Source organism: Actinacidiphila sp. bgisy167, assembly GCF_057707665.1.
Genome location: NZ_JBYIQP010000038.1, coordinates 1 through 15,361, shown reverse-complemented (window position 1 = coordinate 15,361; position 15,361 = coordinate 1). Strand labels below are relative to the sequence as shown.

The window sequence follows — 15,361 nt, the reverse complement described above, 5'->3', positions numbered from 1 at the left end:
ACCTCCACCCCGTCGTCCGCGTCGCACGCTCCCCGTTCCCCCCCCCGGTGGGCGGCTGTCGTCCCCGGTGACGGGCGGATCTCCGACGAGATCGTCGCGGAACGCACACGGTCGCTCACGGTACCCGAGGGGCCGCCGGAGCTGCATCGGGGAGCACTTCCGGCCGTGCCGACCCCCGTCACGAAGGCCCTGTTGACGGGCGCCGCGGCGGGGTCCGTTGCGGCAGTGGGCGTACAGATGCGAAGACCCGGCGTAAAAACGCCCCGCATCGGGTAAAGAGGGCTCCGTGGACGTCTCCGACCGGAGGCGGCCGCGGGTCACGCAGTCGGCGTGGCTCTTCAGCTGGCACGTGAAGGATGGACGCGGTGGCGACAGGCGTCGTGAAGTGGTTCAACTCGGAAAAGGGCTTCGGCTTCATCGCACAGGACGGAGGTGGCCCCGATGTGTTCGCGCACTACTCGAACATCGCCGGCAACGGCTACCGCGAACTGGTCGAGGGTGAGGCCGTGACGTTCGACGTCACCCAGGGACAGAAGGGGCCGCAGGCGGAGAACATCATCCGCAACTGACGGTTCGCGACCGGGGTGGCCGGGTCGTCCACGGCAGCGTTCGAGACCGCTGCCGGGGACGGCTCGGCCACCCCGTCTTCGCGCCGCCCCGTCTCCGGTGGTGTCCGCCCCGCTCCCTTACGACCCGGCGTGCGCGACGAGGACACTCAGCCGGCAGGAGCACTTATCGGCCGGCGCGGCCTGCGCGACGGCCTCATCGGCATCAGCGATCCCGGGCCCATCAGCGTGGCGCGCCCCCACCCGCACGCTGAGCGGGGACGCGTGCATCGATCTCGGAGAGTGTGTGCTCGCCGTCCTCCGCCCCACCCGGCCACACGTCCGGGTCCGTAGCCTTCACCGAGCAGCGCACAAGGGCGCTGAGCTTCGGCGACGCCGTCTGTGACGGCCACCTCACCGGCGACCTGCCGGAGCCCGATGTGCCGGCTACCGGCGCACCGCGGTGTTCCTCGCCGGGCCACGGGCGGAGCTCGGGCGCGGCCGGCTGCACGAGGTGGCGGAGCGCTACCTGCGCCGCAGCGCTCCGGCGGACCACGCCCGAGTGGTGCCGGCGCCAAGGCGGGCAGGTGGAGCGGGCCCGGGTGAGGTGGGCTCAGGGCACCCGCAGGGTGACGTACGCGACGGTGTCCCCGGGCAGCACATACCGTTCGACCTCGACGAAACCCTGTGCCTCGGCGAAGCGCAGCCCCGCGGAGTTCGACGCCAGGACGACCGTCTCGACAACTGCCGCCCCCATCTCCCGCGCCCTGTCCATTCCGCGGGTGAACAGACGCGTCCCGTAGCCCTGTCCCCGGTGGGCGGGCAGTACGCGGGCGATGACCGTGGCCGTGGCGTCCTCGCCGGTGGGCGGCCGCACGGTGGAGCAGCCGACGACGGCGTCCCCGAGGTAGGCGATCTCCAGGTGGTTGCGGTGCGAGCGTTCGCGCACGTCGTCGAGGGAGAGCGGGCCGGTCGGGATGACGGTGTTGTGGACGGACCGCCAGTCCTCGAGCATGGCGTCGTCATGGGGCTGTTCGATGCGAAGGATCGGCATCGCAGCAGGAAAACCCCGTGCCGCGTGCGGCGTCAACCGGGTTGTCGCGCAGGCCGTCCGTGCCCGGACGCGTCGTGCGGCCCGATGGGCGAGCGCAGCGGTTAGCGTGGGCCCGGACCCGGAGGAGAACCCTGGTGCACACCACCCTTGCCGTGCTGTTCGCGCTGCTCGCCGCCATCAGCAATGCCCTGGCCACCGTGCTCCAGCGCTACGCGGCCCGCACCGTTCCGCTCTCTGCGGGGCTGCGTCTGGCGCTCATCGGCGAACTGCTGCGCAAGCCCGTCTGGCTGGCCGGGTTCGGCGCGGTGATCGCGGCAGCCGCGTGCCAGGCGCTGGCGCTGCTGAACGGCGCGCTGTCGCTCGTCCAGCCGCTGTTCGTGCTCGAGTTGCCCTTCGCCCTGTTCATCGGCGGCATGGTGCTGCGCCGCCCGCTTCCGCCGCGCGGCTGGGCCGCTGTCGCCGCCCTGGTGGTGGGGCTGGGCCTGGGACTGTGGGCCGCCGCGCCCAGCGGCGGCGTTGACCGGCCGTCCATCGGCGTGTGGGTGCTGGCGCTGATCAGCTGTGCCGCGGCCGTCCTGGCGCTGGTCGGCACCGCGGTCCGGCGTCCCGCAGGCCGGGCCCGGGCCGCCTGCTTCGGTCTCTCGGCGGCCATCTGCTACGCCCTGACGGCAGGACTCATGAAGGACGCCACGCAGGTGTGGGCCACCGACGGGGCGGCCGCGTTCTTCACCGCATGGCAGACGTACGGCTTCGCCGCCGTCGGGGTCGCGGCCGTCTTCCTCCTGGAGAACGCCATGCAGTCCGGGCCCCTGGTGGCCTCCCAGCCCGCGCTGACGCTGGGGGACGCGACCGTGAGCCTCGCGCTCGGTGTGGCCGTGTTCGAGGAGCGGCTGCGGGGAGGCTGGTGGGTACTGCCCATGCTGCTGGGGGCGTCGCTTGTGGTGGCGGGTGCCTTCGTCGTGGTGCGGGTCCCCTTGGTGCGCACGCTGGTGGCGCCGGACGCGCCCCGCTGAGCGGCGCCGGGTGGCCTGATCCACCTGCCTCGCGCGGCGTCGGCGGTGTCGCCTCCTGGGCGCTGACTTCGTCCGCGGTCGGTTCAGGGCTGTCAGGGGACCTGCCGTGCACGGGCGGACGCAGTCGCGGGGCGGCTGGTGGCTGTCGCACAGGCTGCCGGGGGCGTCGCTTTGTGGTGGCGGGTGCCTACGTCGTGGTGCGGGTTCCCTTGGGAGCGCAGGCTGGTGGCGCCGGACGCGCCCCGTCGAGCGCCGCCGGGCGGTGTGCGGCGGCGAAGGAATTCAGATCCACCCGCGGCGGGTGGCCTCCATCGCTATCTGGAACCGGGTCTGGGCGCCGAAGCGCTGCATGAGCCGGGTGACATGACGCTGGACGGTCCGTTCGCTCCAGCCCAGGGCGCGGCCCGCGGACTTGTCGGTGGCGCCCGCCGCGAGCAGCGTCAGCAGTTTCGCCTCCTCGGCGCTGAGTTCGTCCCCGGTCTGTTCGAGGCTGCCCAGGGACCCGCCGTGCGCGGGCAGACGCACCTGCATGCTGCGCTCCCACAACGTCTCGAAGAGGGCGACGAGCGCGTCGAGCAGGGGCGAGGGGTGGATCACATAGGACGCCGTCAAGGTGTTGTCGCCCGGGCGCAGCAGGGGGATGATGGCGATGCGGTCGTCGAAGACGGCCAGCTTCATCGGCAGGTCGGACGCCACCCGGGCCTGCTCCCCGTGCTGGATGCCGATCGTGACGTTCGCGAGCCAGCCGGGCAGGGTGAGCACGGTGCTGTCGTAGATGACGCGGTAGGCGACGCCGCGTTTGAGCAGTTCGAGCTCGACCGGGTTGGGTTGGGTGTGCTCCTCGACGGTGGCGTACGGCGGCCGGTCGAACCCCCGCACCTGTGTGCGCGTGCTCTGCTGGAGCTGCGCCCAGCGGCGGTTGACGTCGTCCCGTCCCGAGACGACCTCGACCAGCTCGCCGGGGTTCACGAAACGTGTCGCGGCGCGGTACAGGTCCATCAGGCCGGAGATGTGGGACCGGACGTCGTGCAACGCCCTTTCCCTCTCGCGCAGCACGGCCTCCAGCGCGCTGTCGGGAGAGACCGCGGCATAGGTGACGGGGCGTCCGGTGGAGCGCACGGCGAGGCCGAGGGAGACCAGCGACCGCACACTGCGGCGCGTCGCGGGTACGGGCAGCTGGCTGTCGAGCGCCAACTCCGCCACCGTGGCGTGCACCCGGCGCACGAGGACCTCGTACACCGTTTCGTCCTGCCGGCTCAGGCCGATGGGTTCGAGCATGGTCCTGTCGTCCGCCTTCGCGCTGTCTTCACGTGTCGTACTCCCGTCACCTGACGGGAAGTCGCCTCCTGATCATCTTGTCAGCCCGGTCAACCGGATGTCAGCGTTCCCCGCGGTACGTCGTCAATCCTCTTGACGTGGACACACGTCGCACGAAGGAGCGCCCATGCCGCTGCCTGTTCCCCGCCTACTCCGGGACCGCCGCCACCGAGCGTGGCTGCCGGCACTCGGGATATGCACGCTGCTGCTGACCGCCCTTCCGGCCGCGGCGCAGGAGAGCGGCGAGGCGACGTCGGCGCCGTCCCCGACCGGGCGGCAGAAGATCGACCCGGCGCTGCTGAGCAGGATGGACGCGGCCGAGGCGCGGGGCGACGGCCGTGTCGAGGCCGCGGTGGTGCTCCGCGACGGCTCCGCCGCGCTCACCGAGCAGGGAGATGACCCGGGCGAGGCCAGGGCCCGACTGGAGCGCAGCGCGCGGTCCGTGCAGTCCCCGGTCGTGGACCTCGTCGAAGCGCGCGGCGACAAGGTGCTCAACACCTTCTGGCTGAAGAACATGCTGCTGGTCAAGGTCCGGCCGCAGACCCTCCAGGAACTGGCCGACCTCGCACCGGTCGACCACATCATCCCCAACTTCACGCTCGAGGCGCCCCCCGTCGAGGTCGAGAAGGACGTCAAGGCCGCCCGCGCCGCCGCAGCGGGGGCGAGCACCTGGGGCCTGACGAAGATCGGCGTCGACAAGCTGCGCGCCGAGCAGGGGCCCACGGGCGAGGGCGTCCGCGTCGCCGTCCTGGACACCGGCGTCGACATCAGCCACCCCGACCTGGCCGGGAAGCTCGCCACCGACGACGCCACAGATCCCGCGCACCCGGGTGGCTGGCTGGAGTTCGGCGAGGACGGTGAGCCCGTTCCCTCCCTGCCCCACGACAGTGCCTACCACGGCACCCACGTCGCCGGCACCATCGCCGGCGGCGACGCCTCGGGCACCGCGATCGGCGTCGCACCGGACGCCGAGCTGATGGCCGGACTGGTCATCCCCGGCGGTCACGGCTCGCTCGCCCAGGTGATCGCGGGCATGCAGTGGGCGATGTCCCCGTACGACGCGGACGGGAAGCCCGCCGGTGAACCCGCCGACGTCGTCAGCATGTCCCTCGGGTCCGAGGGCTACTCGGACGAGTTCATCGACATCACCCGCAACCTGCGCCGTGCCGGGGTCTTCCCCGCGTTCGCCATCGGCAACGACTGCGCCGCCGGCTCCGCGAGTCCCGGGAACGTCTACGAGGCCGTGTCCGTCGGCGCCACCGACGAGGCCGACGACGTGGCCGATTTCTCCTGCGGCGAGGTCGTCGACCGCACCGACTGGATCGACGCGCCCGCCGATTGGCCGCAGTCGTACGTCGTGCCCAACGTCTCCGCCCCCGGCGTCGACATCCTCTCCGCCTTCCCGGGCGGCGAGTACGGGGTGCTCGACGGCACGTCCATGGCCACGCCGCACGTGTCCGGCACAGTCGCGCTGATGCTCCAGGCACGTCCGGACCTCACCGTGGACGACGCCCTCGCGATCCTCACCGGCACCTCCTTCTTCGACCAGCGCTACGGCGCACGCCCGAACCCGCGGTACGGCTGGGGCCGCATCGACGCCTACGCCGCGGTGCACGAGGCGGCACTGACCAGCGGTGTGCGGGGCACGGTGAAGGACGCCAAGAGCGGCCGCCCGCTGGCCGGCGTCACCGTCGCGCGTGAGAACGGACGCACCGTCACCACCGACGCCGACGGCCGTTTCGAGATGCGCCTCGCGGCAGGCACGCACGAACTGCGGCTGACCCGCTTCGGCTACGTGGAGCAGAAGGCCACCGAGCGGGTGAGCACCGACCGCTTCACCGACGTTTCCCTCAAGCTCGCCCCCACCGGCCGCGGGACGATCACCGGCCGGGTCACCTTCGGCCCGACGGGCTCCACGGTGCCCGGGGCGACGGTCGCCGTCCTCGACGTCCCCGACCCGCTGAAGGCGACGACCGACCGCGAGGGCCGCTACACCATCCGCGACGTGCCCGTCGGCGACTACGAGGTGGGCGCGAACGCGGCCGGTATCTCGCGCTCCAAGCCCGTACCGGTCACCGTCCGGGAGAAGGGGCCACAGACCACGGCCGACCTGCGACTGCCCCGGCCGTCCGCGACCGCGCGTGTGTCGCTGACCTCCGAGGGCGAGCAGGCCAACCACGAGGCCTGGTGGCCCAGGATGAGCGCCGACGGATCCGCGGTGGCGTTCGCCAGCCCGGCCTCCAACTTCGTTCCGGGCGACACCAACGGCGAGCTCGACATCTTCGTCGCCGACCGGCGCACCGGCCAGACCGAGCGGGTGTCCGTCGCCTCCGACGGCACCCAGGCCGACAGCTTCTCGCTGACGCCCTCGCTCAGCTCCGACGGCCGCTTCGTCGGTTTCAACAGCGGCGCCACCAACCTGGTGCCCGGCGACACCAACGAGCAGACCGACAGCTTCGTGCACGACCGCGGGACGGGCACGACCGAGCGGGTGTCCGTGGCCTCCGACGGCACCCAGGGCAACGGCCTGTCCTCCTCGCCCTCCCTCAGCGCCGACGGACGCTACGCGGTGTTCATCAGCGACGCCGACAACCTGGTGCCCGGCGACACCAACAACACCACCGACGTTTTCATCCGCGACCGGCAGACCGGCACCACCAGCCGGATCTCGCAGGCCCCCGACGGCAGCCCCGGCGACGGCCCCTCCAGGGAGCAGTCGGTCAGCGCCGACGGCCGGTACGTCGCCTTCCAGAGCGCCGCGAGCAACCTGGTGCCCGGCGACACCGACGGTGAGCTCGACGTCTTCGTCCACGACCGGCAGACCGGCACCACCACCCTGGTGCCCGGTCCGCAGCCCGGGGAGAACAGCGGCCCCGTCATCAGCGCGGACGGCCAGGTCGTGGCCTTCACCAACAACTGGCAGCTGTTCGCGCACGACCTTCGCACCGGTGCCACCGAGCAGGTCTCCGTCGGCTCGGGGTCCCAGCCCGACAACTGGGCCTTCGCACCGGCGCTGAGCGACGACGGCAGCAAGGTCGCCTTCTACAGCTACGCGAGCAACCTGGTGCCCGACGACACCAACGGGCAGGCGGACGTCTTCGTCCGCGACCGCACGGCCGGCACGACCGAGCGCGTGTCGACCGGCGTGGACGGCGTGCAGGGCGACGCCGCGTCCGACTTCCCCTCCCTCAGCGGGGACGGCCGGTACGTGGCCTTCGAGAGCGGCGCGACGAACCTCGTCGAGGGCGACACCAACCGCCGCTACGACGTCTTCGTCCACGACCGGACCCCGGGCCCCGAGCCGGTGTTCGCGCCGAGCGACCTGTCGGTCACCCCGGACAGCGCCCGGCCGGACAAGAAGGTGCGCGTCTCCGTCCACGTGAAGAACGTCGGCGAGCGGGCCGGGACCTACCAGGCCGTGCTCCTGGTCGGCGGCGAGGTCGAGGAGCGCCGTGCCGTGCAGGTCCCCTCCGGTAAGGACATCCGTGTGGACTTCACCGTGCGCCGCGACACGCCCGGGACGTACAGCGTCGCCCTGGGTGCGCTGACGGGCGAGTTCACCGTGCGCAAGTGAGCCGCGCGGACGGCTGACTCCACGGTCCCGCGCCCGGATTCCCCGGGCGCGGGACCGCTCCGTTCGGGAGCCGCCGAAAGCCGGGCCGGCCGGGACCGGGGGGCGCCGGCGGACCGGTCAGCAGGGCTGTTCGCCCCAGATGGTCTTGCCCGTCCCGCTGTGGCGGCAGCCCCAGCGCTGGGTCAGCTGGGCGACGATGAACAGCCCCCGGCCGCTCTCGTCGAAGGTGCGGGCCCGGCGCAGATGCGGGGTGGTGCTGCTGCTGTCGGAGACCTCGCAGGTCAGCATGGCGTCATGCCGGATGAGGCGCAGCCGGAACGGCGGAACGGCGTGGCGGATGGCGTTGGTGACGAGTTCGCTGGCGATCAGCTGGGTCGACTGCGTCGCATCCGCGAGGCCCCAGTCGGCGAGCTTGGCCGCCACGTGGGCGCGCGCGTGGGAGACGGCGGCGGGGTCGTGCGCCAGATCCCAGGTGGCGACGGCGTCGCTGCCGAACGTGCGGGTGCGGGCGGCGAGGACCGCGGCGCAGGGCCGGTCGGCCCGCGGCAGGGCGCGCAGGACGGCACGGCACACGTCGTCCAGGGAGCGGCCGTGCTCCCCGGTACGGGCGAGCGCGCCGAGGACCGTCTCGTCGGCCGGCTCACCGACGGGGGAACCGGTGCGCACGAGCAGGACACTGCCCGTGGGGAACTCCACCTCGGTGGCTTCGGCGGACGGCCGTGCCATGCCCAAGGGCCGGGACGGCGGAAGCTCGAGGTCCACCACCGTGCCGTCGGGGGTGACGGCGAGGGGTGCGGGGTGCCCGGCCGTGGAGAGCGAGCACCGGCCGGACACCGGGTCGTAGACCGCGTACAGGCAGGCGGCGCTGACCTGTCTCCCCTCGGGCCGGAGCCGACCGAGCACGTCGTCGAGGTGGGTCAGCAGTTCGTCCGGCTGGAGGTCGATGTCTGCCAGGGTGCGCACCGCGGCCCGCAGCCCGGTGGCCGCCGCGCTCGCCGCCGTCCCGCTGTCCGCGCTCGCCGCCGTCCCGCTGTCCTCGGACACCGATCCCGCCACGAGGGCGACCCGGGCGCCGGGCAGTGGGATCGCGTCGAGCCAGTGGGCGCTGGACCCCGTGTGATCGCACGCCGGCACGTAGCGGCCGACGGCCTCCACCGCCCCCGATCCCGGCAGGGACGTCACCAGCAGGCCGTCGGGGGCCGAAGGGGCGGAATCGCAGCGCTGGGGGTGGGAGCGGTCGCTTCCGGCGGGCGAGGGGACCGCCGCAGCCGTGACGGGTGCCGGGACGCACGTGCCGGGCGCCGGGCACTGCCGTTGCTGCAGACGCAGCCGGGCCCGGCACAGCACGACGCTCGCGGCGAAGGAGAGCGCGGCGGCCATGATGACGACGGTCCGGCCGCCCACCGACACCCCGCCGATCACGAAGCCGTAGATCGCCACGCTGGCAGCGAGCGTGGCGACGCCGATGGCGAAGGTGCGCCTGACCGGCAGCACCGTGGCGGCCGCGAGGGGCGCGAACGCCGAGTATGGCGCCCAGCGCAGGCCTCCCGCCGACGCCTCCAACTGGACCGCGCACACCGCGCCGAGGTAGCACAGCAGCAGCACGGGGCCGGGGCTCCACAGGCGGCGGAGTACGAGTGCGCCCCCCGGCTCCCTGCCGTGGCCGATACGTCCCTGCGGCACTGCGGTACGTTCGCCGATCATGGTGCGGCCTCCGACGGGTGGGGCGACCGGGGGGCGGGCGGATCCTGTCCGGCACCCGCCGGCGCCGGTCGCTGCACCGCCATCATCGCCAGGTCGTCGTCGAGGCGCTGCCCGGTGTGGGCGTCCAGGTCACCACTGACATGGCGCAGCAACTCGTCCGGCCTGTCCCAGTTCCAGGTGCCGGCCCGTTCGTGGAAGGGGTAGAAGTCGCCCGAGTCGTCCCGGGCTTCGATGGCGCCGTCGGTGTAGAGGAGGAGAGTGTCGCCGGCACCGAAGGCGAAGGTGTCCATGTGGAAGTCGTCCGGGGAGTCGCCGGCCAGGCCGAAGGGCGGCGAGGGCCGGTCCGCCTCGAGAGAGGTGATCCGTCCGGCATGCCGGACCAGCGGAAGCGGGTGCCCGCAGCTGACGATCCGCAGGACGCCCGTGGTGTCGGGCACTTCCACCAGGAGGGCGGTGATGAAGCGTTCAGCCGCCTCGGGGCCCGCCTCGGGTCCCGCCTCGTCGAGCTCGGCCAAGTGCCTCTGGATGCTGCGCTCCAACGTCGCCGCCAGGCCCGGCAAGGTGGTGTGGTGGTGGGCGGCCTCGCGGAAGGCGCCCAGCAACGCGGAGGCGTCCTCCACGGCCGGCAGCCCCTTGCCGCGGACGTCACCGATCAGAAACCTCGTCGCGTGGTCGGTGCGGGCGGCGCCGAAGAGGTCCCCGCCCACCAGGGCGTGCGCGGCGGCCGCGCGGTAGACGGAGGCGACCCGCAGGGGACCCATGCGCGGCGGGATCGGCCGCAGCAGCACCCTTTGGGCGGCCTCGGACACCGCCCGCACCTCGTTGAGCTCCGCCAGGTCGCGGTCGTGCAAGGTGCGTGCGGCGATGACGAAGGCGGAGACCGCGAGCACCGAGCCGATGTGGATGGGCATGATGGGCGTGTGCCACAGCCCGTCGTGGCGGTCGACGAGCAGGACCGCGCCGCTGGCGATGAGGGCGACGCACGCGGTGAACCGGGCACGGGCGAACGCGGCCGTGCATGTCGGGGCGGCGACCAGGAGCGGGGACAGATGGATGGCCACCGGCGCCAGCGCCCCGGCCAGGGTGATCGCCGCGATCAGCCCGCCCGGCAGGGACATCTGGATGCGGACGCCCGCCCTCGGGACGTGTTCGCCTGCCCGGACGGCATGCCGCGGGTGCCTCCCGTGTCCTCCGGCGCGGCGCGCGCCGGAGGGGGCGAGGCGGCGCGTCGCCCGGCCGGCCGCCGGGACGGGGGGAGAGAAGAGTTTCATGAAGGGTCCTGCGGGTGGTTCGTACGCGTGCGCGGACGTCACGCGTACGGTGCGCGTGCGCCCTCCGGCACGGCGGGAACGCGCGACCACGCACCTGCGGACGGACGGGATGTCACCCGGCCCGGTGGGGGGACCGGCCGGTCGGCCGGAATGTTCGGATGCGGCCCGTATCCGAGGGCCGGGGAACCGGCCGCCGTCGCGGAACCGTCGCGCTGGGCGGTAACACCGGAAGCCGCCGGCAGGCGGGGCACTGTCGACGGCCGGCCGCCGGGAAAGCGGAAGCGGAGCCGGTACCGGATGCGCCCGGGCTTTTGTGGGCGCGCGGATTCGTCTGGATCATGGCTCCACCGTCCTTACGTGTCGCATCGTGGAAACCACTGCCGCAATGCGGTATCCACTCTGCGACCGAGGTGCGGCGGCGTCAAGGCGTTCCGGTCGGCGCCGGGACACGACGGTCGGTCGTCTCGGGAAGGCGGCGATCCGGCACGGCGCCTGGACCGGGGCGCCCAGCGGGGTGAGAACCGGTTCCGGCACCGACGTGGGACAGCCGCCCCGCGGCGGATCGCCGGACCGCGACCGGCAGCCCGCGCCCCGCTGCGGAGCCGCCCCGGGATCACAACCGGTCGAAGGTCGCGGGCACCGGCAGCGTGGACCAGCGCGGCATCGGCCAGGCGATGACGACGGCCCGGCCGACCACGTCGTCCACCGGCACGAAGCCCCCGCCGGGCTGGCGGACGTGGGCACGCGAATCCTCCGACGCGTTGCGGTGGTCGCCCATCACCCACAGGTGGTCCGCGGGGACGGTGACCTGCCCGACCGGGTTGTCGTCGCAGGGAGTGGCGCCCGGGTAGATGTACGGCTCGTCCAGCGGCTTCCCGTTCACCGCGACCGGCTTGCCGCGCTCGCAGTCCACGGTGTCCCCGCCGACCGCGATCACCCGCTTGATGAGGTCCTGCTCGTCGGCGGAGGGCGCCAGCCCGACGAACGAAAGAGCCTGCGTGATGACGTTGCGGCCGGTCTGCTGCGGCTGGTCGCCCAGCCAGCCGCCGGGATCGCGGAAGACGACCACCTCGCCGCGATGCGGCTTCGCCCCGAACCACGGGGTGAGTTTGTCGACCAGGACCCGGTCTCCTACCTGGAGGGTGTTCTGCATCGAACCCGAAGGGATGGAGAAGGCCTGCACGAGGAAAGTCTTGATGCCCAGGGCCATGACCAGTGCCAGGAGCACGAGGAGCGGCAACTCCTGCCACCAGGGACGCTGCGCGCGGGTGCCGCGGCCGCGTGTGCGCCGGGCGGGCTTCTGCGGCCCGTCGTCGCCGGCGTCGCGGACACGGGTCCGGCCGTCCTCTCCAGCGGTCATGACTTGCTCCTTCGAAGTGTCGGTGCGAGGGCGCGGTGCGGGCCCGTACAGCAAACGATCAGGAGTTCCCGCTTCCGCTTCCGGCGGCCGACGGCCTGGACCGCCGGGGGTGGAACCGTGAGCACCCGCCCCCGCGTGATCAACGGACGTGATCCGGAAGAACGACGCCACCGCCGTCGGTGCGCATCTGGCCGCTGTCTGGACGGCGGGCTGCGCCCTGACCGCCGTGCAGCTGCCGGTGCTGGTCCTCGTGCTGTTCCTCGACGGGCCGGTGGCCGTCCAGGGCGCCGCGGCGGCCGGCACGGCGGCACTGGCCTCGGCGTTCCTCGCCACCCTGGGCCGCGCCGCGCGCACCGTCGTGCCGGCCACCCGCCGGGCGGGGGGCCTGTGGGGCTGGACGGCGGTGGTGTACCTGTCCGGCACCGCCGGGGCGCTCGCTGCGGCGGTACTGCTGCACCATGTCGGCGGCGGCGCGGGCCGGCTCGTGCTGCTCCCCGTCGGAGGGACCTGTCACGCGCTTGCCGCCGGGTTCTTCCTGCCCGGGGCCAGGGCCCGGCTCGCCACGACCGCCGCGGCCGTCGTTCTTGTGGCCGGCGGGGGATACGCCGCCTGGGACGCGACCCGTCCGCCCACCCTCGACGCGTGGCTGAGCGCCAACGGCGTGGACGGCGCGCTGCTGCGCGTCGGCGACCCGCCCACCGGCTACACCCTGCTGGTCGGGGGAGCGAGCCGCGACGGCTTCGGCGCCCACTACGAGAGCCCGCACGTCCCGGCCCTGGGCCTCCATGTCGAACGCGCCGGGCCGGGCACCCGGCGCGTGGACGCGCGCGGCTGCCCCGTTCCGTTCGGCCAGGAGATCCACTGCCGCGACGACGGGGGCGGCCGCCTGCTGATCGCCTACGGCGGCGACCGCCCCCGTCGTGAACAGCGGTTGTTACGTGGGGGGTTGGTCTGCACCGTCACCCTGCGGGGAGCCGGCGAGGCCCAGCTCCCGGCCGCACGCCAGGTCCTGTCCACGCTCCGGCCGGCGACCCGCGCCGAACTCGCCGCTCTGGTGGAGCTGCCGATGCCGCGCTGACGACCGGTGCCGGGTGAACCGGGGCCCGGCCCCGGTTCACCCGGCGGAGGTCAGCGGCAGTCGCCCGCCGGCCGGGCACGGGTCACCAGGTCGAAGGACGTGGTGGTCGTGTCCAGCCACAGCACACGGTTGCCGGTGCCGGCGACGGCGAACGTCTGGCGGCCCGCACCGCACGAGACGCGGCCGAGCGGGGTCCCCTTGGACGTGAACTGGTACTGCTTGGTGTTGAGGTAGGGAACGTCGGTCCGGGCCAGCGGGGAGACCTCCACGGTGACGGCGGTGTCCGACGCGGTCAGGTCCGAGACCCCGAGCAACGCGGACGAGGTCTCCGGGATGACGTCCTCGACGTGCGAGCCGTCGAGGTCGCTCCTGCGCAGCGCCGCCTGACCCTCGTCGTAGACGTTCGAGTCGGCGAGCCAGTACACGCCGGAAGCGGTCGCCACGGGCTTGCTGAACCCCACGGTGCGGATCGGGGTGCCGAAGGAGGTCGTGCCCGTTCGCGTGTCGTACACGTCGACGACGGCGCGGCTCTGCTGGTTGTCGTCGCCCCACCAGCCGCTGACCATGTACGCGATGCGCCCGTCCTTCACGGAGGGCGACTCGGCCCGGGCGAAGTCGGTGACCGCGGCCACGTCGGGACGGTTCTGCGGGATGGTGTGCGGTGTGGGGTCCGAACCCTTGAGGTAGCGAAGGGAGGTGCGGCCCTCGTCCTCGTTCTCGTACCAGGCGACCGTGTCGCCGTCCATGCTCAGGCTGCCGATCGAGCGGGACGTGCGGTAGAGCAGCTTCGCCGGGCCACCGGTCACGGGGGCGGACATGAGGTCGAAGGTGTCGCCGACGGCCACCCACACCACGCGCTTGCCGTCGGTGACGGGGCTGAAGTGGTAGCGCCCGTCCTCCGGGGAGATCCGGCGGGCCTTGCCCTTGCCGTCGATGCGGCCGGCCCACATCGAGTACGGGGCCGTGCTGTCGGCGCTGGAGCGGGGGACCACCCACCAGTCGCCGCCGGTGGCGGGGCTGATGTCGTTGGCGTAGTAGACCTCCATCGTGCCGAGCCGGTCGAGCAGCAGGTCGCTGTCCAGGCCGAGGCTCTTCTCCCAGTCGGGGACGATGCCGTGGGTGTCGAAGGCCTTCTTCACCTGCTCCATGCGGTCGCCCTTGACGTGCAGCGACTTGGCGGCGGCGAGGACCGCGTCACGGCCCTCGGTGAAACCGTCGAGAGGGGTGAGGTAGGAGGTGAGCGCCTTGTAGACGATCTGGTCGGCGAGTTCGCCGCCCAGGGCCTCGCGGATGTCCCACAGCGCGCCGCCGAAGATGGTGGAGTTGAGGTGCACGCCTCCCTGGTCGTTGAGCGGCCCGAGCGGCATGCTGACGAAGTCGCCGGTGTCCGCGCCGTCGTTGAGGTCGCGGAGGGCGCAGTCCTTCGGCGCCAGGGTGCGGCAGAGGTCGCCGCCGATCAGGCCCGCCTCGGGGTCGCTCATGGGGGTGCCGCTGACGGTGATGTCGATGGCGTTGCCGAAGTAGTCGGCGATGGCCTCGTTCATGGCGCCGGACTGGCCCGAGTAGACGAGGTCGGCGGTGTGCTCGACGACGCCGTGGGTCATCTCGTGGCCGACGACGTCCGGGTCCGAGGAGAGCGAGCGGTACTCGCTGTCACCGGTGCCGTAGACCATCTTGCTGCCGTCCCAGAAGGCGTTGACCCAGGGGAAGCCGAGCACATCGGTGACGCCGACGAGCGAGTTGATGGCCATGCCCTTGCCGTCGAGGCTGTCGCGCTGGAAGGTGCCGCGGTAGTACTCGTAGACCTTGCCGGCCGCCCAGTGGGCGTCGACCGCCCCGTTGTCGGTCAGCTCCTGCGGAACCTTCGTGGTGGGCGAGGCGAACGGCACCACCCCCGCCGGCCACTCGCCGTCGAGGTCCACCCACCACAGGCTGGAGGCGTCCCAGGTCTGGATGACGTTGTGCGCCTTGCTGTCGGCCATGTGCGCGCTGTCGCGCAGCAGGTAGCCGCCGGTGGCGGTGTCCTTGGTGAGGTTCAGCGGCACGGTGGCGCCGTTGAGCAGGATCCCGCTGCCGGTGACGCCTGTGGAACCGCTCGCCGGAGTGGTGGGGGCCTTGCCTCGCTCCGGAGTGCTGCTCGCCGCCCCGCGCCTGGTGGGCGCCGCGGCCGTCAGGGTGCGCAGCGCTCCCGACTGGAAGCGGACGATGCCGGTGGCGGCGTCGACGTAGACCTCCTGCGCCACCGGGGCGCCGGTGGCAGGGTCGGTGCCGCGCACCGTGACGTGGCGCGCCAGCAGGCCGTCACCGAGCGGCAGCACGGTCAGCCCGCGGTCGGTGCCGGACAGGCCGGGCCCGGCCGCGGAGCGGGACGGGGCGGCCCCGCCGCCGACACGCGGCCCGCGGGCGAGGGCGGTCTCCACCTGGTGCACGGCACGCTGCACTGCC

The 15,361-nt window shown here is 73.0% G+C and carries 10 protein-coding genes; 4 read left to right on the top strand and 6 right to left on the bottom strand.

Features of this window, described 5'->3' with window-relative positions; genetic code table 11:
• The first annotated feature begins 365 nt into the window (after positions 1-365).
• On the top strand, positions 366-569 hold the full coding sequence (locus AC3ET4_RS16470; protein WP_018557881.1) for a cold-shock protein: 204 nt from the start codon (positions 366-368) through the stop codon (positions 567-569).
• 589 nt (positions 570-1,158) lie between these two features.
• On the opposite strand, the gene AC3ET4_RS16465 is transcribed toward AC3ET4_RS16470, so the two are convergent.
• Positions 1,159-1,599, bottom strand: coding sequence for a GNAT family N-acetyltransferase (locus AC3ET4_RS16465; RefSeq protein WP_431949931.1), 441 nt, complete (start codon positions 1,597-1,599; stop codon positions 1,159-1,161).
• A gap of 134 nt (positions 1,600-1,733) precedes the next feature.
• Here AC3ET4_RS16465 and AC3ET4_RS16460 point away from each other — a divergent pair, with 134 nt between their 5' ends.
• On the top strand, positions 1,734-2,612 hold the full coding sequence (locus tag AC3ET4_RS16460; RefSeq protein WP_431949929.1) for a DMT family transporter: 879 nt from the start codon (positions 1,734-1,736) through the stop codon (positions 2,610-2,612).
• A 282-nt stretch (positions 2,613-2,894) separates the two neighbouring features.
• On the opposite strand, the gene AC3ET4_RS16455 is transcribed toward AC3ET4_RS16460, so the two are convergent.
• A complete protein-coding gene (locus tag AC3ET4_RS16455; protein ID WP_431949927.1) occupies positions 2,895-3,890 on the bottom strand; it encodes a helix-turn-helix transcriptional regulator in 996 nt (331 codons plus the stop codon).
• 166 nt (positions 3,891-4,056) lie between these two features.
• Here AC3ET4_RS16455 and AC3ET4_RS16450 point away from each other — a divergent pair, with 166 nt between their 5' ends.
• On the top strand, positions 4,057-7,503 hold the full coding sequence (locus AC3ET4_RS16450; protein ID WP_431949925.1) for a S8 family serine peptidase: 3,447 nt from the start codon (positions 4,057-4,059) through the stop codon (positions 7,501-7,503).
• Positions 7,504-7,620: 117 nt separating this feature from the next.
• On the opposite strand, the gene AC3ET4_RS16445 is transcribed toward AC3ET4_RS16450, so the two are convergent.
• The 3 genes from AC3ET4_RS16445 to lepB form a co-directional block, all read right to left on the bottom strand.
• Positions 7,621-9,207: a SpoIIE family protein phosphatase gene (locus tag AC3ET4_RS16445; RefSeq protein ID WP_431949923.1), complete on the bottom strand. Its 1,587-nt coding sequence runs from the start codon at positions 9,205-9,207 to the stop codon at positions 7,621-7,623.
• The gene (locus AC3ET4_RS16440; RefSeq protein WP_431949921.1) at positions 9,204-10,478 is read right to left on the bottom strand and encodes a PP2C family protein-serine/threonine phosphatase; all 1,275 of its coding nucleotides are present in this window, start codon (positions 10,476-10,478) and stop codon (positions 9,204-9,206) included. The genes AC3ET4_RS16445 and AC3ET4_RS16440 overlap by 4 nt, the downstream gene beginning before the upstream one ends.
• Before the next feature lie 613 nt (positions 10,479-11,091).
• Positions 11,092-11,838, bottom strand: coding sequence for a signal peptidase I (lepB, locus tag AC3ET4_RS16435; RefSeq protein WP_431949919.1), 747 nt, complete (start codon positions 11,836-11,838; stop codon positions 11,092-11,094).
• Positions 11,839-11,986: 148 nt separating this feature from the next.
• On the opposite strand from lepB, the gene AC3ET4_RS16430 reads away from it, so the two are divergent.
• Positions 11,987-12,916: a hypothetical protein gene (locus tag AC3ET4_RS16430; protein ID WP_431949917.1), complete on the top strand. Its 930-nt coding sequence runs from the start codon at positions 11,987-11,989 to the stop codon at positions 12,914-12,916.
• Between the two features lie 50 nt (positions 12,917-12,966).
• Here AC3ET4_RS16430 and AC3ET4_RS16425 read toward each other — a convergent pair.
• Positions 12,967-15,361: M4 family metallopeptidase (locus AC3ET4_RS16425; RefSeq protein WP_431949915.1), on the bottom strand; the 2,395-nt coding region annotated here is incomplete at its 5' end.

Coding starts and splice junctions, on each gene's coding strand:
- AC3ET4_RS16455 (WP_431949927.1), bottom strand. CDS start 3,890: ATGCTCGAACCCATCGGCCTGAGCCGGCAGGACGAAACGGTGTACGAG.
- AC3ET4_RS16445 (WP_431949923.1), bottom strand. CDS start 9,207: ATGATCGGCGAACGTACCGCAGTGCCGCAGGGACGTATCGGCCACGGC.
- AC3ET4_RS16465 (WP_431949931.1), bottom strand. CDS start 1,599: ATGCCGATCCTTCGCATCGAACAGCCCCATGACGACGCCATGCTCGAG.
- lepB (WP_431949919.1), bottom strand. CDS start 11,838: ATGACCGCTGGAGAGGACGGCCGGACCCGTGTCCGCGACGCCGGCGAC.
- AC3ET4_RS16440 (WP_431949921.1), bottom strand. CDS start 10,478: ATGAAACTCTTCTCTCCCCCCGTCCCGGCGGCCGGCCGGGCGACGCGC.
- AC3ET4_RS16450 (WP_431949925.1), top strand. CDS start 4,057: ATGCCGCTGCCTGTTCCCCGCCTACTCCGGGACCGCCGCCACCGAGCG.